21 protein-coding genes are annotated in these 23,115 nt (G+C 66.3%); 2 read left to right on the forward strand and 19 right to left on the reverse strand.

All coding sequences use genetic code 11. From position 1 onward, the window contains the following. The first annotated feature begins 152 nt into the window (after positions 1-152). Entirely contained in the window at positions 153-551 is a 399-nt protein-coding gene (locus tag E4L98_RS13305; protein ID WP_135202038.1) for a VOC family protein, read from the forward strand. Positions 552-556: 5 nt separating this feature from the next. On the opposite strand, the gene E4L98_RS13310 is transcribed toward E4L98_RS13305, so the two are convergent. From E4L98_RS13310 to E4L98_RS13370, 13 genes are all read right to left on the reverse strand, one after another. Next, positions 557-1,054, reverse strand: a complete 498-nt coding sequence (locus E4L98_RS13310) for a TlpA family protein disulfide reductase (protein ID WP_135202039.1) — start codon at positions 1,052-1,054, stop codon at positions 557-559. Between the two features lie 14 nt (positions 1,055-1,068). After that, entirely contained in the window at positions 1,069-2,175 is a 1,107-nt protein-coding gene (locus tag E4L98_RS13315) for a sialidase family protein (RefSeq protein WP_135202040.1), read from the reverse strand. An 11-nt stretch (positions 2,176-2,186) separates the two neighbouring features. Then, positions 2,187-4,454, reverse strand: a complete 2,268-nt coding sequence (locus E4L98_RS13320; protein WP_135202041.1) for a TonB-dependent receptor — start codon at positions 4,452-4,454, stop codon at positions 2,187-2,189. 38 nt (positions 4,455-4,492) lie between these two features. Continuing rightward, positions 4,493-4,876: a DUF2946 family protein gene (locus E4L98_RS13325; protein WP_135202042.1), complete on the reverse strand. Its 384-nt coding sequence runs from the start codon at positions 4,874-4,876 to the stop codon at positions 4,493-4,495. Positions 4,877-4,878: 2 nt separating this feature from the next. Further along, entirely contained in the window at positions 4,879-5,127 is a 249-nt protein-coding gene (locus E4L98_RS13330; RefSeq protein ID WP_135202043.1) for a DUF2818 family protein, read from the reverse strand. Beyond that, a complete protein-coding gene (gene ccsB, locus E4L98_RS13335) occupies positions 5,127-6,266 on the reverse strand; it encodes a c-type cytochrome biogenesis protein CcsB (protein WP_135202044.1) in 1,140 nt (379 codons plus the stop codon). Before ccsB ends, E4L98_RS13330 begins: the two co-directional genes overlap by 1 nt. Before the next feature lie 9 nt (positions 6,267-6,275). Beyond that, entirely contained in the window at positions 6,276-8,090 is a 1,815-nt protein-coding gene (locus tag E4L98_RS13340) for a cytochrome c biogenesis protein ResB (protein ID WP_135202045.1), read from the reverse strand. Beyond that, the gene (locus E4L98_RS13345; RefSeq protein WP_135202046.1) at positions 8,087-11,203 is read right to left on the reverse strand and encodes an efflux RND transporter permease subunit; all 3,117 of its coding nucleotides are present in this window, start codon (positions 11,201-11,203) and stop codon (positions 8,087-8,089) included. Before E4L98_RS13345 ends, E4L98_RS13340 begins: the two co-directional genes overlap by 4 nt. After that, positions 11,203-12,510, reverse strand: a complete 1,308-nt coding sequence (locus E4L98_RS13350; RefSeq protein WP_167761324.1) for an efflux RND transporter periplasmic adaptor subunit — start codon at positions 12,508-12,510, stop codon at positions 11,203-11,205. Before E4L98_RS13350 ends, E4L98_RS13345 begins: the two co-directional genes overlap by 1 nt. 84 nt (positions 12,511-12,594) lie before the next feature. After that, complete coding sequence (locus E4L98_RS13355; protein WP_135202048.1) at positions 12,595-13,518, reverse strand: multicopper oxidase domain-containing protein; 924 nt, start codon at positions 13,516-13,518, stop codon at positions 12,595-12,597. A 32-nt stretch (positions 13,519-13,550) separates the two neighbouring features. Beyond that, the gene (locus E4L98_RS13360) at positions 13,551-13,922 is read right to left on the reverse strand and encodes a c-type cytochrome (protein ID WP_135202049.1); all 372 of its coding nucleotides are present in this window, start codon (positions 13,920-13,922) and stop codon (positions 13,551-13,553) included. Then, entirely contained in the window at positions 13,922-14,608 is a 687-nt protein-coding gene (locus E4L98_RS13365; protein ID WP_135202050.1) for a c-type cytochrome, read from the reverse strand. The genes E4L98_RS13360 and E4L98_RS13365 overlap by 1 nt, the downstream gene beginning before the upstream one ends. 14 nt (positions 14,609-14,622) lie before the next feature. Further along, positions 14,623-15,669: a multicopper oxidase domain-containing protein gene (locus E4L98_RS13370; protein ID WP_135202051.1), complete on the reverse strand. Its 1,047-nt coding sequence runs from the start codon at positions 15,667-15,669 to the stop codon at positions 14,623-14,625. A 234-nt stretch (positions 15,670-15,903) separates the two neighbouring features. On the opposite strand from E4L98_RS13370, the gene E4L98_RS13375 reads away from it, so the two are divergent. Beyond that, a complete protein-coding gene (locus E4L98_RS13375) occupies positions 15,904-16,365 on the forward strand; it encodes an RrF2 family transcriptional regulator (protein ID WP_135202062.1) in 462 nt (153 codons plus the stop codon). A gap of 22 nt (positions 16,366-16,387) precedes the next feature. Here the strand turns inward: E4L98_RS13375 and E4L98_RS13380 are convergent, their stop codons facing one another. The 6 genes from E4L98_RS13380 to E4L98_RS30680 all read right to left on the reverse strand — a co-directional run bounded on the left by E4L98_RS13380 (position 16,388) and on the right by E4L98_RS30680 (position 23,060). Then, complete coding sequence (locus tag E4L98_RS13380; protein ID WP_135202052.1) at positions 16,388-17,572, reverse strand: NnrS family protein; 1,185 nt, start codon at positions 17,570-17,572, stop codon at positions 16,388-16,390. Positions 17,573-17,648: 76 nt separating this feature from the next. After that, the gene (locus E4L98_RS13385) at positions 17,649-18,149 is read right to left on the reverse strand and encodes a MarR family transcriptional regulator (RefSeq protein WP_135202053.1); all 501 of its coding nucleotides are present in this window, start codon (positions 18,147-18,149) and stop codon (positions 17,649-17,651) included. A 45-nt stretch (positions 18,150-18,194) separates the two neighbouring features. Continuing rightward, positions 18,195-18,842 carry a TetR/AcrR family transcriptional regulator gene (locus tag E4L98_RS13390; protein WP_135202054.1) on the reverse strand — a complete coding sequence of 216 codons (648 nt, stop codon included), beginning with the start codon at positions 18,840-18,842 and terminating at the stop codon, positions 18,195-18,197. Position 18,843: 1 nt separating this feature from the next. After that, entirely contained in the window at positions 18,844-20,424 is a 1,581-nt protein-coding gene (locus tag E4L98_RS13395; RefSeq protein WP_135202055.1) for a DHA2 family efflux MFS transporter permease subunit, read from the reverse strand. An 11-nt stretch (positions 20,425-20,435) separates the two neighbouring features. Next, positions 20,436-21,599 carry an HlyD family secretion protein gene (locus E4L98_RS30675; protein ID WP_229257387.1) on the reverse strand — a complete coding sequence of 388 codons (1,164 nt, stop codon included), beginning with the start codon at positions 21,597-21,599 and terminating at the stop codon, positions 20,436-20,438. Between the two features lie 18 nt (positions 21,600-21,617). After that, positions 21,618-23,060 (reverse strand): efflux transporter outer membrane subunit, encoded by a 1,443-nt coding sequence (locus E4L98_RS30680; RefSeq protein WP_229257388.1) that lies wholly within the window; start codon positions 23,058-23,060, stop codon positions 21,618-21,620. Between the last annotated feature and the right edge of the window lie 55 nt (positions 23,061-23,115).

Genomic DNA, 23,115 nt, shown 5'->3' on the forward strand with positions numbered 1-23,115 from the left:
CATTGCGTCACGGGCTCTACCGTAGCGGTCGCTACGGTAGAGCCCGTGACGCAATGGAAGACCTGACCCCGGATTTTTTTAGGGCTGTCGATTTGCGGTGGCATCATACGTCGTCAGGTTGAAGTACCGCTCTTTTCACCATGGGAGGCGTCATGAACAAGCAGATCATTTTTAATCTGGCGGTCAAGGATCTGGAGAAATCCAGGGCATTTTTTGCGGCGCTGGGGTTCGGTTTCAATCCGCAATACAGTGGCGAGCAGTCGGCGTTCATGGTGGTGGTCGAGGACAGCATTTTCGTGATGCTGATGACCGAGGCGTTTTTCCGTTCGTTTATCGACAAGCCGCTGGCGCAGGCCAGAGAGGCCAATGAGGTGATCATTTGCCTCAGTTGCGAGAGCCGCGCCGAGCTCGACGACCTGATCGCCAGGGCCAGCGCCGCCGGCGCCCGGATTCCGCATCCGCCCGAGGATCACGGCTTCATGTACGATCAGGGGTTCGAGGATATCGATGGCCACCTGTGGAACCTGGTATGGACGGCGCCACCGGCTTGAGCCGGTTATCGGTGCGCGGCGATGATCTGCGGCGTGATCAGGCCCGATAGCGCGTCCACGCGCTTGCCACTGGCGTCGTACCAGTAGCTGCGCGGCAGTTCGCCGCGCCACTGGGGATCGATCTGGTAGCGCAGTTGTTCGGCCGAGGTCTGGCCGAAGGCCCAGCGCTGCGCGCGCGGACCCAGCGACGCGGTGGCGGCGACGATGGCGGCGGTGCTCTGCGCGTCGTCGGCCGCTTCGATGGCGACGGTGACGATGTCCGGCACTGGCGGCGCTGCCTGCGCTCCCGCAGCCGCCGGCGCCGCCGCGTTGCCGGCCGCAGCCAGATTTTTTATGCTCGCATGGCAGTAGCCGCAGTCCAGCGACCACACCAGCACGACGAACGGCCGGCCCGCATGATCAGCCAGAATGCGCGCCATGCCGTCCGTTTCGAACGGCTGGATATCCGGCGCCGCCAGCGCGCCGGCGCACAGCGTGGCGATGGCCGGCAACGTTGCCATCATCAGGTATCGACGTATCATAGTTCCACCGTGGTGATGTCGTTGCGGTCCGTGCGCCAGATCAGGAAGATGCGCCCGTCCTTGCGCGCCAGGCGCGGTTGGTCGGAACCGCCGTCGGTGGCGGCCAGCGTGCGCGCCTGCCAACTGGCGCCGCCGTCGCGCGAACTGAGGGCCTTGATGGCGGTGACCTTGCCGTCGAACGCTTTCCACACCACCTCCACGCGCTGGCCGCTGACGGCGATGTCGGCGTTCGACGCCTGTTCGTCGCCCAGCCGCAGCGGCATGGTCAGCGTGCCGTCCTGGCGGCGGCTGGCATAAAACAAGCCGTCGCCGGTGAACCAGGTCTGGTGGCGCCGGCCGTCCTCGCCATACGCCAGCGCCGGCCCCTGATGCGGGCAGGCGTCGATGGCCCAGTGGTCGAAGCTGGCGCGCTCGGGCGGCGCCGGCCGGCCATCCGCCGCCAGCGTGACGATGGCGTGGTCGCGGATATTGGGTTCGAACACGTGGCGCCACATCAGGGCAGGGCGCCCGTCCGGCGCCAGCGCGATCGCGCTGCGGCAGCATTCGCAACTATGGTCCGCGATCTTGTAGTCGGCGCCGAAGCTGCGGCCGGCGTCGGTGGAGACGGCGTAGTACTGGGCGACGCTGGCGGCATTGCGCTTATCGATCCAGGTCACGTACACGCGGCCTTGCGTATCCACCGCCAGCGAGGCAAAGCCGTGGGTGACGATCTGGTGGTCGTGATGCACCGTGTACGGTGCGCTGAAATGAACGCCGCCGTCCTCCGAGCGGAGGAAGCGGATTTCGGAAGTCCACGGTTTTTCCAGCGGCCGGCTGTAGGTGATATATACCTCGTCGCGCGGACCGAAGGCGATGCGCGGCCGCTCGTCGCCGCCAGCCATCGCCGCTTCGTCGCTAAGGATAACGGCGGGACGCCAGCTGTTGCCGTCGTCGCTAGAAGTGCGCGCCACCAGTTTGCCGTCGTCGGCGCCGACCAGCCACAGGACGCCGTGACGGTCGAAGGCGGCCGAGCTGCCCAGTTGTGTCTTGATCTTGTGCGCGGCCGGATGGGCGGTGGCGGCGGCCATCAGCAGGCCGGAAAGCGCTGCGGTCAATTGCATCATGTGGGTTCTCCTTATTTCAGATCGTACTGCAGCTCGGCGATGAAAGTACGCTGCGTGTAGGGATGGAAGGCCCAGTACTTGCGGTTGCCCAGGTTGTCGATGCCGGCCGACGCGGTCCATTGTTTGTCGATGCGATAGCGCACCCGCACGTCAGTGACGAAATAGCTGGAATAGCCGGTGTAGCTGGCGCCGTTCGGATCAGTGTTATCCAGCGTGCCCCACTGCCTGCCGCTGTAACGCGCGCCCAGGCTGGCCGACCATTTATCGGTCGGATGGTAGGTGGCCAGCAGCGTGGCGCGCTGGCGCGGCACGCGCGGCTGGTCCTTGCCGATACTGGTCGGGAAGTTGACGTTGCCGGTGATGGTGGAATCGGTGTAGGTGACGCTGCCGTTCAGGTCCAGCCCTTGCCACAGCACGTCGTCGGCCTGCGCCGCCAGTTCCAGGCCATCGGTGCGGATGCGGCCGACGTTCTGGATGTTGGTGACATTCGGCGTGACATTGACGTTACGCTGCGAGTACAGCGCGTCGCTGGTGGTCTCGTGGAACCAGGTGGCGCGCAGCAGACCCTTTTCCAGCTTGCGTTCGGCCGTCAGTTCGGATGTGACCGAGCGTTCCGGTTTGAGATTCGGATCGTTGTTCATCAGCGTGTCGCCGACGATGGCGCCCTGGTACAGCTCCGACACGGTCGGATAGCGCACCGCGCGTCCGGCCGAAGCTTTCAGCGTCCAGTCCTGATCCAGATCGTGCGACAGCGCAAACTTGGGCGAGAAGCTGGTTTCGTGGCGTTCGCCGAATCGCTTGACCACGGTGCCGCTGCCGATGCTGCCGTTGAAGGCCGACCAGCGCTCCAGACGCCCGCCCAGCGTGGCCTTCCAGTCGGGCACAAAGCGCCAGGTATCCTGCGCATACAGGCTTTCCAGGCGGGTGTCGCCGTTGAAGCTTGACATCGCCGCACCGGCCGCGCCGCCTTGCCAGTCGCTTGTGCCGGACACCAGCGTGCGCAGACGGAAGCTGTCGCGCTGCACGCCGATGTCGACGATATGGCGGTTGTCGGCATACGGCCGCCAGATGCCCTTGGCCGCCAGGGTGCTCCAGCCGGTGCCGCTCATGTCGGTGAGGGTGCCGGACGCATTGGCGAACGACGTCGGCGTGCGCACCAGGTCCTTGCGGTAGTCGTAGTTGCTGAGCGCGAGCTCCCAGTCCCATATGCCCTTGGTATGGCTTTTTAGCGACAGGCCCTGCATCCAGTGTTCCAGTTCGCCGGTGGCGGGCGCAAAGTCGGCCGGCGTCAGCGTGTACTGGCGGCCGCCGATATTGACCGTGCCGCTGCTGATGGTGTTGCCGGCGGCGTCGCGCAGATAGGACGCGACGTCGCGGTGGGCATCGTTCTTCCACCAGCCCAGCGTGTAGCTGGCGCGGATCGACGGCGTCAGGTCGTAGGCCAGCTTGATCTTGGCGTGGCCCTGCACGGTGTGGATCTGGTTGGTGTCGCCGAGGATCAGCCAGTCGGCATTTGCAGGATTCTTGTCGGCGATGGCGCCGGTCACCGGCACGCCGCCCTTGCCGGGCACGCCCGCGCTGACCAGCTTATTGGCGAAGGTGATCGGCTGGCTGTCGTTGTCCAGGCGATTCAAGCTGACCCACCACGACAGGTCGCCCGTCTTGTTGCCGACCGAGAGGCTGCCCTGGCGGCCGCCGTAGGTGTGATCATTGCCGTACTGTTTGAATCCCTGGCTGAAGCCGGACAGGCGGCCATGCACCTCCAGGCTGGTCGGCATGCGGGTCAGATAATCGACCACGGCGCCGGCCGAGTTGCCGGGATAGGCCGCCGAGAAGGGACCGTACAGCACATCGACGCGCTCGATTTCGTCGGGCGCCACCATGCCCCAGCGCGGCGTGAAGGTGGCGCCGTTGCCCAGCAGGTTGGAGAGCAGGATGCCGTCGGCATACACCAGCGAACGCGCGCTGTTGCCGGTGCCGGAGGCGCGGCTGGCCAGCACGGCGTGATCGTAGTCGCCGATGTAGCGCTTGCGCACGTTCAGGCTGGGGAAGTATTTGAGCGCGTCCTCGGCGTCGGCGGCGTTGATGCTTTGCTCGATCTGGGCGGCGGTGATGCCCTCGATGGTGGTCGGGATCTGGGTCGGCAGCGAGGTCGGACGGCCGCCGGTAATGGTGACCATGGCCATGGCGGCATCGGCCGGCTGGCCGTCAGAGGCCCAGGCTTGTTGAACGATGAGGGTCAGCAGTGCCACTCGCAGGGCACGCGATTTGGTAAACATAGTCATTCCTTTGCATGTTGATGGAGGTGGATCGCGTATCAAACATGCGCAGGCGGTCCGCGCGGACTGGATTTGGTGCTGAAAACCCCCGCCGCCGCGACCACGCGCGCCGCAACGGTCTCGATGGCGCGGGCGGCGGCCGGCAGCACGCAGGCATGGAACCCCGGCGGCAGCGCGCTCAAGCCCGGATGGCAGACGCATACCTTGCAGCAGGCGTGGTCCGGCATGGCGCCATCGGCCGGGCGGTGGCCGGCGGACGGCTCACCGGGCTGCATGGCCATCGGCATGCCGGCGCCGTGGCACATCTGCATGCCCGCCATGGAGCCCATGGTGTTGTCCATCACCCCCGCGCGCGCGAATGCAATGATCGCCATGACGGCAATCATGAACATCACGAGACGGTGGCGCAGACGCTGGCTCATGATCAGCGCAGGTGACGCCAGACGATGCCGGGGAAGGCCAGCACGGCGAACAGCGCGGCGGTGATGGCCCACACTTCCCAGTTGCGGCCGGCGGCGCCGCCCAGCAGGCTGGCGGCGGTCATCCACAGCGCGTAGCCGGCCAGCCAGCCGGCGAAGTCGTTCGCCGCCGGGTGCCAGCGGCGCACCATGGTCAGCCGCAGGAAGGGCAGATTGGCCAGCACGCAGGCCAGCATCAGGATCAGGGTGTTCATCACAGGCTGCCGTAGGAGTGGAGACCGGACAGGAACATGTTCACGCCCAGGAAGGCGAACAGCGTGATGCCGAAGCCGACCAGCGACCACCAGGCCAGCAGCGCGCCGCGCACGTTCTTCACCAGCCGCGTGTGCAGCCAGGCGGCGTAGTTGAGCCAGACGATCAGCGCCCATGTCTCTTTCGGGTCCCACGACCAGTAGCCGCCCCAGGCTTCGGCCGCCCACAGCGCGCCGAGGATGGTGGCGATGGTGAAGAACACGAAGCCGAGCGCGATGGCCTTGTACGACAGCTCGTCCAGCCACGCGCGGCTGGGCAGGCGGCTGGCGAAGAAGGGTTTGTCGGCCAGCAGCCAGGCGGCGCCGAACATGGCGGCCATCGAGAACGCGCCGTAGCCGATGAAATTGGCCGGCACGTGGACTTTCATCCAGTACGATTTCAGCGCCGGGATCAGCGGCTGGATTTCATGCGCGCCCATGCCGTACTTGAACATGAAGACCACGGCGGCGCTGACCAGCGTCATGGCGAACAGGCCCAGTTGGCGGCTGCCGAAATGGGCTTCGAGGTGCAGGTACAGCATGGTCGTCAGGAAGGCGAACAGCACGAACACTTCGTACAGGTTGGAGACGGGGATGTGGCCGATGTCGGGTCCCATCAGGTAGGACTCGTGCCAGCGCACCAGCAGGCCGGCGAGGCCGAACAGGCTGCCGGTCCATGCGGCGCGGGTGCCGAGCCGCAGCCAGCCGGACGCGCGGCGCAGCCAGCCCAGCGCGTATAGCACGGTGGCGGCCCAGTAGCCGAGGCCCATCCACATGATGGCCGTCTGGCTGGACAGGAAGTATTTGAGCAGGAACACGTGATCGGCCGCTTCCAGCTGGCGGTGGTACAAGGCGATGGCGGCCAGCGCCATCGCTCCGGCACCAAGCGTCAACGGCTGCAGCGCGGTCCAGGCCAGCGCCATCGCGCCCAGGCCAATGGCGCTGGCGATCAGGATGGCGGTGTCGAACATGTCCATGGCGGACTGGTAGCGCAGCAGCGCGTAGCAGGTGGCGCCGCCGAGCAGCGCCAGGAAAATGCCGCCGCGGATCAGGCCTGGCCTGGGTGTGCGGGCTGTAATGAGTCGGGTGGAATACGCAAGCATAGGGTTACCTCATGGAGTGGGAGCGCCGGCCAGCTGCGCGATGGCGCCGGCGTGGCGGTCGAATTCGGTCCTCAGGGCCGGGGTATTGCGGTTGGCGCTGAACGCCAGCAGCAGTTTGCCGCCCGCGCTGTACAGCCAGATGCGGCGCTCGCGGACGAAGTACATGGCGATCACGCCCAGTGCCAGCAGGGCGCTGCCCAGGTAGACCAGCGCGGCGCCGGGGGCGTGCGTGACTTGCAGGCCGGTGGCGTTGACCTGGTCGTAGGTTTCGAAGGTGAACAGGGCTGGCAGCTGCATGTTCACCGCGTCGTCGTAGGCGTTGAGGACGTCGTGCACCATGCGCGGGCTGAGTTCCGGCGCCAGCAGCGCTGCCGAGCGCTCCAGCAGTTGGTGGTAGAGTTGGGCGGCTTTCAGCGCCTCCTCGTCATTGCCGCGCAGGCGCGACATTTCGGTCAGTGCGCGGTAGCCTTTGTGATGGAAGGCTTCCATCAGCGCGGCGGCGGTGGCGCTCAGCGTCGCGGCCAGCCGCGGATCGGTCACGCGTTCCGCCGTCTGGCGCGCGGCGCGGGCGCGTTGCTGCGGATCGGCCAGCGCCGCCACCAGATGCTGGTAGCCGGCGATCGTGCCGGCGACGTCATTGCCGGTATCGCTGTCCACGGGAATGCGCAGGTAGCGCATGCCGTCCTCGCCGGCGGCGCGGTGGCCGACTACGCGGTAGCGGGCGCCGTCGATCTCGATCGCACGCTGGTAGACCAGCCATTCGTCCGACTGGCCCTGCTGATCGCGCAGCCGGAAGGCCACCGAAGGGCCGACGTCGCGGGTGCGGTCGCCGGGTTGGCCTCGCGAGTTCCAGTTGCGCGCGGCCGTGCCATCCTTGTCGAATACGTTGATCACGCGCAGTTCCGCGAATTCCAGCGTGGCGGGAGCGCCGTTCAGCAGCAGCGGCGTGCCTGCGCCGATCACGCCGCCGATCTGCTGCGTGACCGCGCCGTCCATGCGCAGCGTCACCTTGCTGCCGCCGTCGGCGAAGCCGGACTGGAACAGCGTGACGCCGCGATAGGTGTAGGGATGGTTGACCTGCAGCGTCACCGGCACCACCTTGGCGCCATCGATGATTTCGATGTCGCTGGTGAAGTCCTTGGGCTGGCCGTTGGCGTAATGGGCGATGGCGAATTTCTTCAGCCGTACGGCGAATGGAATCGGCTGCTGGATGATCTGGTCGCCGTCCTGGATCTGGCCTTGGCTGCTGGTTTCGCCTTCCGGTATCGTCATGCTGGCGCGATAGGAGATGCGGCCGTCCACCAGGCCGCCGACGCAGATCAGGACCATGGCGCCGTGTACCAGCAGGTATCCGAGCCGCCGCGCGCCGCCGGCGCGGGCGGCCAGCAGCGAGCCGCCGCTGGTGTTGACATGCTTGTAGCGAAAGCCCTGAGCGGTGAGGTAGGAGGCCAGGCCGGCGCGACTGGCGTCGTGTGCGCGGAGCTCGAACTCGGTGTGGAATTCCAGGTTGCGCAGGCTGGCGATGCTTTTGTTTTCGCGGTAGCTGCGCATGTCGCGCACCATGGACGGTGCGTTCTGCCACAGGCACAGTGCGGTGGAACTGGCCATGAAGGTCAACAGGGTGTAGAACCACCAGGCGTGATAAATGTCGGTCAGACCGCAGAGGGTGAAGAACGAAGCCCAGAATTCGCCGTAGCGGCTGACGTACACCACGGCCGGCTGGTTCTGTTCCAAAATGGAGCCAATGGTGGACGCGACGCCCACCACCGCCAGGATGGCGATGGCGAAGCGCATCGAGCGCAGGAGGCTAAGCAATACTTTCATGCGGCGCTCCCTTCGGACGGCACGGCGGCCGATACCGCGCCACGCGGACGCAGCGCCAGCCAGTAGGCGGCCGGGATCACGAGCAACGAGAACAGCGGGGCGGTGACCATGCCGCCGATGAGCGGGGCGGCGATGCGCTGCATGACGTCCGCGCCGGCTTCGTCGGACAGCATCACCGGCAGCAGGCCGCCGAGGATAACGGCCACCGTCATGGCCTTGGGCCGCAGGCGCAGCAGGGCGCCGGCCAGGATCGCGCCGTAGGCGTCGTGCGGCCGCTCTTCGATGGCATGATCGAGGTACAGCAGCATGACGATGCCAAATTCGGTGGCCACGCCGGCCAGCGCGATCAGACCGATCACCACCGCCACCGACAGCTGATAGCCCAGCAGCCAGGTCAGCCAGAAGCCGCCGATCACCGAGAACGGCAGGCAGGCCAGCACCAGCGCCACCTTGCGCAGATCGCGGAAGTGCAGGTACAGCAGCCCGGCCACCAGCAGCAGCGTCATGACGATGGCGCTCCACAGCCGCGCCTTGCCTTCCCTGAAGTTGATGTACTGTCCTTGCCAGGCCAGCGTGTAGCCCGGCTCCAGCTGCAAGCCGCGTTCCAGCGCCTGCTCTGCCATTTCCAGGTAGCCACCGGCATCGGCGCCGGCGATGTCGACATACACGTAGACCACCGGCCGCGCGTTGTCGCTCTTGATTTCGGTCGGGCCGTCGGCAATGCGCAACCGCGCCACTTCGCGCAGCGGTACAATGGCGCCACCGGCGGCTTTCAGGCGGATTTCCTCGAGCGACTCCAGGCCATTGCGGTCGCCTTGCGGGAAGCGCAGCGTGACCGGATAGCGTTCGCGCCCGGAGACGATGGTGGTGATGCTTTCGCCGCCCACAGCCATCTGCACCGCGCGCTGAATCTCCGCCACAGACAGGCCATAGATCGCGGCCTGTTCACGCAGCACCTCCACATCGATGTAGCGGCCGGACTGGGCGCGGTCGGCGAACACCGAACGGGTGCCCGGCACGGCGCGCAGCAGCGCTTCCACCTGCGCCGCCTGGCGGTCGAGCTGCGCCAGATCGGGACCGGTGATCTTGACCCCCAGCGCGCTGCGCACGCCGGTGGACAGCATGTCGATGCGGGTCTTGATCGGATAGCCCCAGGAATTGGTCATGCCGGCCAGCCGCACTGTTTCATCGAGCCTGGCGATCAGCTCCGCGTTGCTTTTGGCCGAACCCTGCGGCCACTCGGCGCGCGGCTTGAGCATGATGGTGGTTTCGAACATCGACAACGGCGCCGGATCGGTCGCGGTATCGGCGCGGCCGGCCTTGCCGAACACGCGCGCCACTTCCGGCATGGCGGCGATCAGGGCGTCGGTGCGCCGCAGCAGATCGGCCGCTTCGGCGGCGGAGACGGCGGGCATGGTGGTCGGCATGTACAGCAGGTCGCCCTCGTCGAGCGGCGGCATGAATTCGCTGCCGATGCGCTGTAGCGGCACGACCGTGCTGGCCAGAAGCAGCGCCGCCAGGGCGATGGTGGTGCGTGGACGCGCCAGGGCGGCATGCAGCAAGGGCTGATAGACGCGCTTGAGCGCGCGGTTGACCGGATTGGCCGATTCCGGTTTCAGCTTGCCCTTGATGGCGTAACCCATCAGCACCGGCGTCAGCGTGATCGCCAGCATGGCGGCTGCGGCCATGGCGTAGGTCTTGGTGTAGGCCAGCGGCGCGAACAGGCGCGCCTCCTGGCCATCCAGCGTCAGCACCGGCAGGAAGGACACGGTGATGATCAGCAGCGAGAAGAACAGCGCGGGACCGACTTCGGTGGCGGCTTTGCGTACGAGCGGCCAGATGTCCTGCGTCTCGCCGTGCTGCTCCAGGTGGCGGTGCATGTTTTCGATCATGACGATGGCCGCGTCGACCATGGCGCCGACGGCGATCGCGATGCCGCCCAGCGACATGATGTTGGCCGATACGCCCTGCGCGCGCATGATCCACAACGCCGCTAATATACCCAGCGGCAGAGTGACGATGGCCACCAGCGCCGAGCGCAGGCGGAACAGGAATACGCCGCAGATCAACGCCACCGCGATGGATTCTTCCAGCAGCTTGCTGCGCAGTGTGTGCACGGCGCGCTCGATCAGCGAAGAGCGGTCGTAGGTGGTGACGATTTCCACGTCGGGCGGCAAGGATTTCTGCAACTGCGCCAGGCGCTGCTTGACGCCGGCGATGGTGCTCATGGCGTTCTCGCCGTGACGCATGACGATGATGCCGCCCGTGACGTCGCCTTTGCCGTTCAGGTCCGCCAGTCCGCGCCGCAGCTGCGGGCCGGTACTGACGTTGGCCAGCTGCTTCAGGCGCAGCACGCCGTTCTCGGTGGTGATGGGGATATCGTCGAAATCGGCCGGCTTTTTCAGGTAGCCGTCGGCGCGCAGCAGGTATTCGGCGCGCGACATGTTCAGCGGCGCGCCGCCGCCGGCGCGGTTGGCGTCGGTGATGGCTTGCGCCAGCTGGTCCATGGTCACGCCGTGCGCGGCCAGGCGGGCCGGATCGGCTTCGACCTGGAACTGCCGCCCCATGCCGCCCAGCGTGGCCACTTCCGCCACGCCAGGCACCGATTGCAATTCCAGCTTCAGATAGAAGTCCTGCAGTGCGCGCAGGCGGGCCGGATCGGTCTTGCCGCTCTTGTCGACCAACGCGTATTCATACACCCAGCCGACGCCTGACGCGTCCGGGCCGAGCGTCGGCACGGCGCCGGCCGGCAGGCGGCCGCTGGCCTGACTCAGGGTTTCGAGGATGCGCGAGCGCGCCCAGTAAAGATCGGTGCCGTCCTTGAAGATTACGTAGACATAGGATTCGCCGAACATGGAAAAGCCGCGCACCGCGCGTGCGCCCGGCACTGCCAGCAGCGAAGCCGCCAGCGGATAGGTCAGCTGATCCTCGACCAGTTGCGGCGCCTGGCCCGGCAGGTCGGTGCGCACGATCACCTGCACGTCGGACAGGTCGGGCAGGGCGTCCAGCTTGAGGCGCGTCAGCGATTCCAGGCCGCCGATCAGCAGCAGCAGGCACGCGGCCAGCACCAGCAGCCGGTTACGGATGGACCAGTCGATGACGCGGGCGATCATTACTTCATCTCCGTCATCAGACTGGCCTGGGCGGGCGCCTGCATGGCTGCGGCGCCGTCCAGCAGAAATTGACCGTTGACGGCGACGCGGTCGCCTTCCTTCAGGCCGTGGGTGATGGCGACCAGCTCGTCGGTCTGCAGGCCGGTCTGCACCTGCACGCGGCGGAAGTGGTCATTCGCCTCGGCGGCCACGACGAAGTCGCCGCGGCCGGTGCGGATCACGGCATCGCGCGGCACCGCCAGGCCGCGCTGGTGGCCGGATTGGATTTCGACTTCGGCAAAGGCGCCGGGACGGAAGGCGCCGCGTGGATTGGCCAGCGCCAGGCGCAGCTTGGCAGTGCGGGTCTGTGGGTCGATCTGCAGCGTGGACAGATCGACGCGCGCACGCTGCACCGCGCTCTTGTCCAAGCCGGAGCGGAACTGCACGCTGTCGCCGTTGCGCAGCCACTCCAGCTGATCGGGGAACAGTGAGATTTCGGCCCAAACGGTGGCATAGTCGGCATAGGCCAGAATCTGCTGCATGGGATTGACGTAACTGCCTTCGTGCGAGCCGAGCTGGGTCACGACACCGTCGCGCGCGGCGCGCACCGGCACGGTATCGATGACGCGGCGGGTCTTCTCGATCTGGTCCACCAGGTCGGCGCCCAGATCGGCCGCCAGCAGTCTGTCGCGGGCGCGGAACTTTTCCTTCGACAGGCTGCCGACCATGGCGGCGTTGGAACTCACCACGGTCATGCTGTCGCCGCCCAACAGGCCGTCCTTGCGCGACAGCAGATCGATGTATTCACGCTGGCGCTGTTGCAGCTCCGGCGAGTAGATCTCGTACAGCACCTGGCCGCGCCGCACTGGCTGGCCGATGCCTTGCACGTGCACCTTGCGCAGCCAGCCTTCGACTTTCGGGTTGACGGCGATGGTGGTGCTTTCGTCGGCGGCCAGGGTGGCGTAGGCGCGCACGCTGCGGCGCATGTCTGTCACCGTGGCGGCGGCCAGCTGCACGCCCATGCGCTGCTGGGTGGCGCTGTCGACGTGGATGGCGGCGCCGGTCGCCGGCTCGTCCTGCCGATGATGGTCGTGCTGGTGCTGGTGCTCGTGCGCGGCGGGCGCGGCAACGGTGCCCTGCATCCTGACCAGATTCATATTGCAGATGGGGCAGGTGCCCGGATGGTCCTGCACCACTTGCGGATGCATGGAGCAGGTGTAGCGGGCCTGCGAGACGTCCATGGGCGGCACGGCGGGCCTGGCGCGGCTGCCGCCATATTGGTAGCCCAGCAGCGTGACCGCCGCCAGCGTCAGGCCTGCGCCTGCCAAAAATCCTCGTCGTTGTATGCCCATGATGACCTCTCTTGTTGATGTTCTTTGAAAATGGCGGGCCGTGGCCCGCCATGGGGGCGCTTAGCGCACCAGGATGTTTTCGCCGCGGCCCATTTTCGGGTCGGCGTCCTTGGTGTATTGCAGGATGGCGATGGCGCCGCTCAGCGCCTGGCGCAGCGAGTGCGAGACCAGCGCGTTGGCGCCTTCCACCGGCGAGATGATGTCGAAGCTGGCGGCATCGCCAGGACCGACCACATAGCTCTGCAGGCCGTTCAGCTGGTTCTTCGGATTGCCGCTCGGGTAGACCTTGTCCCAGATGCCCGCGATGGCGTGGAACGAAGAGAACTCGTTGACGCCGGCATTGACGAAGTAGATGCGTACACGCTCGCCCGGCTTGGCCTGCAGCATGCGGGTGGCGGCCGGATCATGCACCGGGTCGTACTTGAAGATGCCGCCGTTGAACATCACGTTGGTCCACTTGTTGGCCATCATGTCGGCCTGGTTGTCCGGATTGGCGTACAGCTCCGACTGGATCAGCACATACTCGCGGTCCGCCTTCGGCATGGCCGACTTGTCCTTCGGATCGACGATGATGGCGCCATACATGCCGCGCGCGATGTGCTGGATCATCGGATCGGCGCCGCAGTGGTAGAAGAAGATGCCTGGGTAGTCGGCCTTGAATGTGTAGCTGCCTTTCTCGCCCGGCTTGACCTGCTCGAAGTCCTTGACCACGTCAACGCGCGCGGCGTGGAAGTCGACCGAGTGCGAGTTCTTGCTGGACTTGTCGTTGGTCAGGGTGAATTCGACCACGTCGCCTTCTTCCACGTGGATCACCGGACCGGGAACCATGCCTTCATAGGTCCACGAGCGGTACATGGTGCCCTTGTTGTCGATCGCGGTTTCGACTTCCTTGGCGGTCAGGTTGATCTTCACGGTCTTGGCCTGGACGGCGGCGGAACCCAGCAGCGCCAGGGCGACTGCGATGCTCATGCTCAGTTTTTTCATTTGCTTTCCTTATTGTTGATGTACGCGGTCTGTTATTTCGCGGTGGTCTTGCTGACCACGCGCAGGTAGGCGACCAGCTCCTTGATCTCGTCGTCGTTCAGTACTCCTTCCCATTTAGGCATTAATACGGATTTGCTCACCGCCAGGCCGCCGCCCTTGATCGCCTTGAACAGCGTCTCGTCGGGCGTGTCGCCCATGGCCTTGGTGTCGGTGTGGTCGCGCGGCTTGACCGCCATGTTGGCGCTGTTGATGCCGTTGCCGTCGCGGTTGACGCCGTGGCACTGCACGCAGTAGGTGTTGTACAGCTTGACCGCGTGCGCCTCGTCGGCGCGCGCCGCGTCCATCGAGCACACCGCGATGCCCAGCGCCACCAGCGCATACAAGTGATTCAGAGAGAACTTCATTATTTTTTCTCCTTCAGGGTGCTGATGTAGGAGGTCAGCTTCTGCAGGTCGGCTTCCGTCAGGCCCAGCGACGGCATCCAGGTATGCGCGTCGAACTTTTGCGGGTTGCTGATGTAGGCGTGCACGAAGTCAGGCTGCAAACGGTCGCCGGCGCTGTACATCTCCGGACCGGAGGTCGGCTTGTCGCCGGCCTTGGCGGTATGGCAGGAGGTGCAGCCGCGCAGCTTGGAGAACAGCATCGAGGCCATCGGGCCGCCGGCTTCGTTCTTGAACGCGCCCGGCGTCACCAGCCCGTCGACCTTGAGCGCCATCAGCAGGTCGGCCGCGGTGGCGGCATCGGCGGCGGACAACTTGGGGTGGGCCGGCACCTGGGCCGCGTCGATCACGTCGGCGGTCTTGTCGGCCGACGGCTTGACGGCCTTGGCGTACATCACGCCGCCGGCACGCAGGGTGGTCGGGTTCTGCAGCCAGCTGACCAGCCAGGGCTTGTTGAACTTGTTGCCGGCGTAGTACAGGTCAGGTCCCTTGCGTTCCCACAGCCGCTCCAGCGAGGCATTGGCCGGCTTGGTGATCGCGTGGCAGGCCACGCACTGCTGGCTGAGCAGGTCGGCCGCCTGCGCGGCGCCTGCCTCCAGCCCGGCCGCGCCCAGCGCGGCCAGCGTGGCGATCAGTATTCTCAATCGCATTTTCAACTCCTACGTTATTGGACAGCCTGGCCCTTGAAGCCGTCGTTGGTGTAAATACCCGGGCCTTTTTTGAGCGATTCCTCGTAATAGAAATTCGGCTCAAATTTCTTGTTCTTCCAGTCGTAGAAGTCGTCCGGCTTGATCTCGTTGTATTCGAGGACGCTCATGATGCCGCCCATCGGACGGTCGCCGTTCATCACGTGCGAGTCGACGTGGTCGTGGATCATCCAGCGGCCCGGATTGTCGGCGGTGAAGATCACGTCATAGCGTTCGCCCGGAGCGATGGCGATGGTGTCGGCCTTGTACGGCGCCGGCAGCGGGAAGCCATCCTTGAACGCCACCGTCATGACGTGGCCGTGCAGGTGCACGCTGTGCACCAGGTCGCCGGCGCCGATCAGGCGCAGGCGCACCACGTCGCCCTTGTTGACGCGCAGCGGCTGGTTGTCGGGGAAGGACTTGCCGTTGATGGTGAAGAAGTCGAATTTGTCGCCCGGCAGGCCGCCGAAGCCCGGCTTGTCGGCCCACTTGGAATCCCAGTCCGACAACATCATGATGAATTCCTTGGTGACGGTCTTTTCCAGCGCGGTCGGCTTTTTCGGACGCACGATGAACGGCCCCCACATGCCGCGCAGGACCACGTGCTCGTTGACGTTGACGTGGCAGTGGTACCACATGGTGCCGGACGGTTCGGCGGTGAATTTGTAGGTGAAGCTTTCGCCCGGCTGGATCGCCGGCTGGGTGGTGCCGGCGATGCCGTCCATCTTCCAGGTGCCTTTTTGCAGCATGCCGTGCCAGTGGATGGAATGCGGCAGGGCGGTCACGTTGTTGACGTTGACCTCGATCTGGTCGCCTTCGTCGACGTAGAACAAGGGGCCGGGCACCTGGCCGGAGAAGGCGAAGGTGTGGTACTGCTGTTTTTCCACCAGGGTGATTTTGGTGTCTTCAATATTCATGTCGTACTTGCGCACGGCGGCTGCCGCTTCGGACGAGAGCAGGGCGGTGGCGGCGCACATGGCGGCCAGCGCGGCGAATCTGCGGAAGGTAACAAGGGGCTGTTTCATCGGAACTCCTATAACTAGCATGTGAAATACATCTTTAAGGGTTTTAAAAATGGCCTCACGGCCGCGTTAACTCATCCTTAATGAGGTATATGGTATACATGTTTAAACTGCTGCGCAAGCGGAAAATTTGCCGATTCGCAATATCCCGGACAGCGCGCAGGGGCATTGCCGGTCCCGCGTTGACGCCGGAATTTAATTGATGTAGTTTAGATGTATCTTTTAGCCGCCACCATCATGCGCCTTACCACTTTTACCGATTACAGTCTGCGCACCCTGCTGCACCTGGGGATGCACCGCGACCGCCTGGTGACCATCCAGGACATCGCCGAAGCGCACGGCATCTCGCGCAACCACCTGATGAAGGTCGTGTATCAGCTGGGCGTGGCCGGTTACATCGACACCGTGCGCGGCCGCAACGGCGGGCTGCGCCTGAAGATGGAGCCATCCGAGATCAATCTCGGCGCGGTGGTGCGCGCCACCGAGACCGACTTCCATATCGCCGAATGCTTCGGCGGCGGGCACTCGACCTGTCCGCTGTTGGCCGACTGCCGGCTGAAGAACGCGCTGGGCGCGGCGGCGGCGGCCTTCCTGGCCACGCTTGATATGCAGACCCTGGCGACGCTGCTGCCGGCCAAACCCTCGGCTTCAACCGCGCCGCTTCCCCTCAAGTTCCAGCGTCTGCCGGCCGCCGCGTAGCCGGTTGGCGGCGGCCGCCGCATCAGCCGTCGCGGCCATCCACGCGCGCGGCGCTCAGGAACGGGCCGTAAATCGCCAGATACAGGCCGAAAGCCGCGCTCCAGCCAGCGCCGGCGACCAGCAGCAGCACGGTACGCCAGCTGTCCGGCGCCAGATTCGCCAGCACGCGCGCGGTGGCGGCGGCCTGCACGGCCAGGAAGATCCACTGCTCGTGATGCTCGGCGCGCATCGGCCGTCCGGTGTGGCCGATCGCGGTGCGCGTCACCATCCCCAGTATCAGGCTGGACATGCCGCCGACGGCGATCGCGTGCATCGCGGTGCTGGCGCTGCCGCTGCCCAGCAGGGCGACCGCCAGCAGCAGGTAGCCGCCGCCTATCCACGCGTATGCCAGATGCAGTATCCACAGCAGCGGGTAGCGCGCGGTGCGCTGCGGCGACCAGAATCCCAGCCGCGCCAGCTGCACCGCGCCCGCCGCTGCCGCCAGTGTCGCCGATGGCAGCGCGGGCAGTCCGGCGACCCAGGCCGCGCTGGCGCCGACCATCAGCGCGATGCCGGCGCGGTCCAGCCACGCATAGCTGCGCGGCGCGCTGCCGGGCGCCATGTTGGCGGTGAAGCCGGGGATCACGCGGCCGCCCATCACGCTGGACAGCACGGCCAGCACCAGCACGGCCGCTTCGACGGCGCTGATCGAAGGCCAGGACCACCAGCCCAGCAGATTGGCGTGGAAGGCCAGATTGGCCAGTGCCAGCAGCATCAGCAGGCCGGTCAGCGGCAGGTTGCGGCGTTTGCCGCTGCGCCACAGCAGGCGCACCAGCGGCGCGGTGGCGGCCGGAACGAACAGCAGGTCGAGCAACGCGTTCAGGGCGGTATGCGGCAATAGCATGGCCGCGCGACCCAGCAGCCACAATGCCGCCAGCCCGGCCAGCGGCCAGCCGCGCGGGGTCCACTGGCCGGTCCAGTTGCGTGCGGCCGTGTACAGGAAGCCGACCACCACGGCGGCGGCAAAGCCGAACACCATCTCGTGCATGTGCCACAGCAGATTCAGTTGCGGCGCGACGGCGGCGGGATGGGCATAGGCGCCCAGCCACAGCGGAATGCTCAACGTGGCGAACAGCGCCGCCAGCAGATAAAAGGGGCGGAATCCCAGGCGCAGCAGGGGCGGCAGATGCGGCGTGTCCGCGGCGGGGGAGGAGATCGGCGTCAGCATGGCAAGCCTCGCATAAAGATATATTTAATATGCTACATTAAGGCCGCCAACTTGTGTACGCCATAGACAAAAATAATCAGGCTTCGATGCCGGCCAGGACTTTCTTCAACAGGCGTTCGAGTTCGGCATGTTCATCGGCCTCCAGCCGCGAGGTCTGTTGCAGCACCAGGGCGGACATGGCCGGCAGCAGGCTTTCCAGCGTGCGTATGCCTTCCGCCGTCAGCGACAGGTAGACTACGCGGCGGTCGCTGCCGCCGTCGGCGCGCGCGATCAGGCCGCGCGCGACCAGGCCGTTGGTGAGGCGGGTGACGTTGGCCGACTTTTCGCCGGCGGCGTCGGCCAGCGCGCTGGCGGTCAGCTTGCGGTCCGGCGTCCCGTACAACATCATCAGCGCGTTGTACTCGGGCAGGGCCAGGTCCCACTGGCGCAGCGAGGCGTTGGCCTGGTCCTGGATGGCTTTTTGCACGTGGCGGATCAGGCGGCTCAGCAGGGCCTTGTGCGCCGGGAAGGCGGGATAATGCTCGGCAGTCACCGCCAGACGCTGTTCGGTGGGGGAAAACGACGATTGCTGTTCCATGGATCACGCGATTAATCTGCAGAAACCGCCATGATAACGGCAAAGCTATTTTAAGCTACCATAATCGATTCCATTCGTCGCGCAGTCGCGCAGGGTGCCGCGCAGGAACAGCCGCAGACCGCGCTCGATCTGGCGATCCTGTGCGGCCGGCGTCAGTGCACAGCCGGCGGCGGTGTGGCCGGCCAGGCAGTGGAAGAAATGTGCGCACAAGTCCTGCGCGGTGAGGCCGGCGTCGAACAGGGCTCGCGCGTTGGCCTGCCCGAACAGTGCCTCCAGCCGCGCGGCCAGTTGACCCGGACCGGCCGCGTGCCACGCTGCGCGCGCCGCGGCGTCGCCGTCGGCCGTGACAATGGCCTGCAGCCGCATCACGCGTTCATCGCGCACGCGCCGCGTGAGATGGCCGGCATACAGTTCCAGTTGCCGCTGCATGTCGGCGCACGCTGGCAGGGCTTCCAGCTGCCGCTGGTGACGCTGTTGTTCGGCCGCGATCAGCGCCATCAGCAGGCCAGGCTTGCCGCCGAACTTGACGTAGATGGTGCGCACCGCGACGTGGGCTGCGGCGGCAATCGCCGCCAGCGATACCTGCGCATAGCCGTGCCGGATGAACAGGTCCAGTGCGACGACAAGCAAATCGTCCCGGCGCGCAGCCAGGGTGCCGCGCGCCGGACGGCCTGGATGACGTGGCCTTTCCATGTCAGTGCGCGGCCGAGGCGGCGTCCGATGCCTGACCGTGAACCGGCTTGGTCAGCCAGATCAGAGGGATGATGGCAATGAAGATCACGCTCGATATCCAGAATACGTCGTTCAGCCCGAGCATGGCCGCTTGCGCCACCACGCTCTGCTCGAAGCGGGCGTAGGCCTGCTGCGGATTCAGGTGCAGTACGGTTTGCAGCTGTTGCAGGCTGTCGCTGAAGGCAGGGTTGTTGACGTGGGCCTGATCCATCAGCCTGGCGTGGTGCAGGATGGAGCGGTTGTTCCAGGTGGTGCTGGCGATCGCCGTCGCGGCCGCGCCGAAGAACACGCGCGCGAAGTTGGACAGGCCGGCGGCGGCCGGGATTTTTTCCGGCGGCAGGCCGGACAGGATGATGGCGGTCAGCGGCACGAAGAACAGCGCCATGGGAATCCCCTGCAGCAGGGTGGGCACCACCAGTGTGAACATGTCCACGTCCAGGTAGTAGTGCGAGCGCAGGAAGAACACGATGGCAAAACCGATGAAGGCGCCGGTGCCCAGCACGCGCGCGTCGGAACGCGGCATCAGCCTGGCCATCACGGGCGCCAGCAGCACCGCGAAAATGCCGAGCGGCGCGGTGGCCATGCCGGCGTCCACCGAGCGGTAGCCCAGGTATTGCTGCATCCATTGCGGCAGCAGCACCAGGTTGGCGAAGAACACGCCGTAAGCCACCGAGATGGCCACCGTGCCGCCGAGGAAATTGCGGCCGGCGAACAGGCGCAGGTTGACGATCGGATGGGCGTCGGTGAGTTCCCAGATCACGAAGAAGGCAAAGCTCAGCGCCGCGAACACGGCCAGGCCGACGATCACCGGCGACTGGAACCAGTCCAGGTCCTTGCCCTTGTCCAGCATGATCTGCAGCGACGCCACCCAGGCGATCAGCGACAGCAGACCGACCGCGTCGAACGGCAGCTTGCGCGAGGGCGTGTCGCGGTCGCGATAGATGGCCCAGGTGACGGCGGCGGCGAACAGGCCGACCGGAATGTTGATGTAGAAGATCCAGGCCCACGAATAGCTGTCGGTGATCCAGCCGCCCAGCGCCGGGCCGGCGATCGGTCCGACGGTGGCGGTCATGGCCCACAGCGCCAGCGCCAGACCGCTCTTGGCCTTGGGGTAGGAACTGAGCAGGATGGCTTGCGACAGCGGGATCATGGGACCGGCCACCGCGCCCTGCAGCACGCGCGCGGCCAGCAGGAAGGGCAGGTTGGGCGCCACGCCGCACAGCCAGGACGACAGCACGAACAGCAGGATGGAAATGACGAACAACTTGATCTGTCCCATCCGTTGCGTGAGCCAGCCGGTCAGCGGTATGGCCACCGCGTTGGCGGCGGCGAACAGCGTGATGACCCAGGTGCCTTCGTCCACCGACACGCCGAGGTTGCCCGAGATGGTCGGGATGGCGACGTTGGCGATCGAGGAGTCCAACACGTTCATGAAGGTGGCCAGCGCCACCGCCACGGTGGCCAGCACCAGTTTGCCGCCGCTCAGTGGCGGCGGCGGCGAGGGCGGGGCCGGCTTGGCCGCCGCGGTATCCGGAGTATCCATGGCACGGTTCCTTATTTGGCGACGACGGCCTGGTTGCGGGCGATGATGGCGTCGATTTCGGCGTCCGCTTCCTTGCCGTAGTTGTCGAATACCGAGGTCTGGAAGCTGGTGGTCTGCGCCGCGCCGAGCTGCGAGCCCTTGCGGTCATGGGTGTCGACTTCTACCGCCATCGACAGGCCGAGGCGCAGCGGGTGGTCGCGCAGTTCCTGCGGATCGAGCGCGATGCGCACCGGCAGGCGCTGCACCACCTTGATCCAGTTGCCGGTGGCGTTCTGCGCCGGCAGCACGGCGAAGGCGCTGCCGGTGCCGGCCGAGAAGCCGATCACCTTGCCGTGATATTCCACATCCTTGCCGTACAAGTCGGCGTGCAAGGACACCGGCTGGCCGATGTGCACCGCTTTCAGCTGGCTTTCCTTGAAGTTGGCATCGACCCAGACCCCGTCCAGCGGCACGATCGCCATCAGCGGCGAGCCGGCGGCCACGCGCTGCCCCAGCTGCACCGAACGCTTGGCGACGTAGCCGGTGACCGGCGCCGGTACATTGGCGCGGGCCGAGGCCAGATAGTCGGCGCGCACGCGCGCGGCGGCGGCCAGCACGTTCGGATGTTCGGCGATCTGCTGCTGCGCGGTCTGGGCGCGGTTGGCGGCCAGCTGCTGCTCGGCGTTGGCCAGCGCCGCCTTGCGTTCCTTGACAGCGTCGCGCGCGTGGCCCAGGTCTTCGGCCGAGACGGCGCCGGCCTGGTCGGCCGCCAGGCGGCGCTTGAGGTCATCCTCGGCGCGCGCCAGTTCCGCCTGGCGCTGGGCGATCTGCGCCTTCAGCACGCCATTGTTGACGTACAGGGTGCTGACCTGCTGCACGGCCTGCGCCAGCGCCGCCTCCGAGCGGCGCAGTTCGATGCTGGTGTCGGCCGTGTCCAGCTTGACCATGCTGTCGCCGCTGCGCACGATCTGGGTGTCGTCGGCATTGATGCCGATCACGGTGCCGGCGATCTGCGCGTTCAGCTGCACCAGGTTGCCGTTGACGTAGGCATCGTCGGTTCCCTCGTAATACTGCGAGACGTTGTAGTAATAGGCGCCCCAGATGGCGGCGGCCAGAATGGTGATGCCGCCCAGCGCGATCAGCGCGGTTTTGCGCTTGTTTTTGGGGGCGGCGGCGTGTTGTTGTTGATCGTTCATAATATTCACCTCGTAGAATTATTTGGATGCGGGGTTGTCGCCGTAGCCGCCGCCCAGCGCGGCCGCCAGGGCGATCTGCTGGTCGCGGCGCGCCATGCGCAGGTTGGCGATGGTCTGTTCGGCGGCGATGGCGCCGACCCGCGCCTGCAGCAGGTTTTGCTGGGTGTTCAGGCCGGCCTTGTACTGGCTGGCCGCCAGCTGCCAGTTGCGGCGGGCGGCGTCGCTCACGGCCTGGGCGTCCGCCAGCTGCGCTTCGGTGCTGCGCACGCGGGCGATCTGGGTGGCGACGTCGGACAGGGCGCCGACCAGGGTCTGGTTGTAGCCGGCCACCGCCTGGTCGAATTCGGCGTAGCGGCCCTTGAGCTGGGCGCGCAGGGCGCCGCTGTCGAACACCGGCAGGTGCAGCGCCGGCCCGGCCGAGATGGTGCGGCTGGAAGCGTCGAGGAAGCGGCCGAAGCCGAAGGCGTCGAGGCCGATGGCGGCGCCGAGGTTGATGTCCGGATAAAACTCAGCCTTGGCGACCTTGATGTCCGAGGTGGTCGCCTCGACGCGCCAGCGCGCCATGGCGATGTCGGGCCGGCGCGCCACCAGGTCGGCCGGCAGGTTGTCGGGCAGGCGGTCGGCGGCCAGCGCGGTGTGGTTCAGTTGCGGGCGGGCGATGTCGAGGCCACGGTCGGGACCGGCTCCCAGCAGCGCCGCCAGCTGGTAGCGCACGTCGAGGATCTGGCCGTCGAGGGCGGCCAGCGTGGTCTGGCTGGCCGCCAGCGCGCGGCTGGCGTTCTGCGGTTCCACTTCGGTGTCCAGGCCGGAGCGGTGGCGGGCGGCGCTCAGGTCGCGCAACTGGCGGCGCTGGGCGATGTCGTCGCCGGCCAGGTCACGCAGCGCGTACAGGCGCGCCAGCTCGTTGTAGGAGCGGGCGATGGCGGTGCTCAGGGTCAGCTTGACCTTTTCCTTGTCGGCTTCCGCGTACATCAGGCGCGAGACGGCGGCACTTTCGGCCGCGCGGTGCTTGCCCCACACATCCAGTTCATAGGAAGCGCTGAGCACCGCCTTGTTCTCGGTCTGCCAGGAGCCGGCCACCGGAGGCGGCACCAGCGCATTGGCGCTGTACTTCTGGCGCGTGATGCTGGCGTCGAGATTGACCTTGGGGCCGGCGGCGGCATAGGTGCTGTCGCTGACGGCGGCGGCGGCGGCCACGCGGGCCATGGCCTGTTCCAGCGTGGGGCTGTTGCGCAGCGCCTCGGCGATCAGGGCGGACAGCTGGGCGTCGCCATAGCGGCCGGCCCAGTCGGCGGCGGGCCAGTTGCCGTGTTCGTCGGCCAGGGCGCGAGCGGACTGGTAGGCGGCGGGGGCGGCGATGCGGTGCTCGCTGCCGATGCCGTCGAAGCTGGCGCAACCCGGCAGAAGGGCGGCAACCGCCACCGCCAGCAGCACAGCTTTGGGTTTTATCTGATATCGCATAATCTGACTTGTCAGTTAAATGGTTAAAAAAGCGGACCTGTCGCGGTACGATGGC

The sequence above is a fragment of the Duganella callida genome (assembly GCF_004614165.1).
Classification (GTDB): domain Bacteria; phylum Pseudomonadota; class Gammaproteobacteria; order Burkholderiales; family Burkholderiaceae_D; genus Rugamonas; species Rugamonas callida.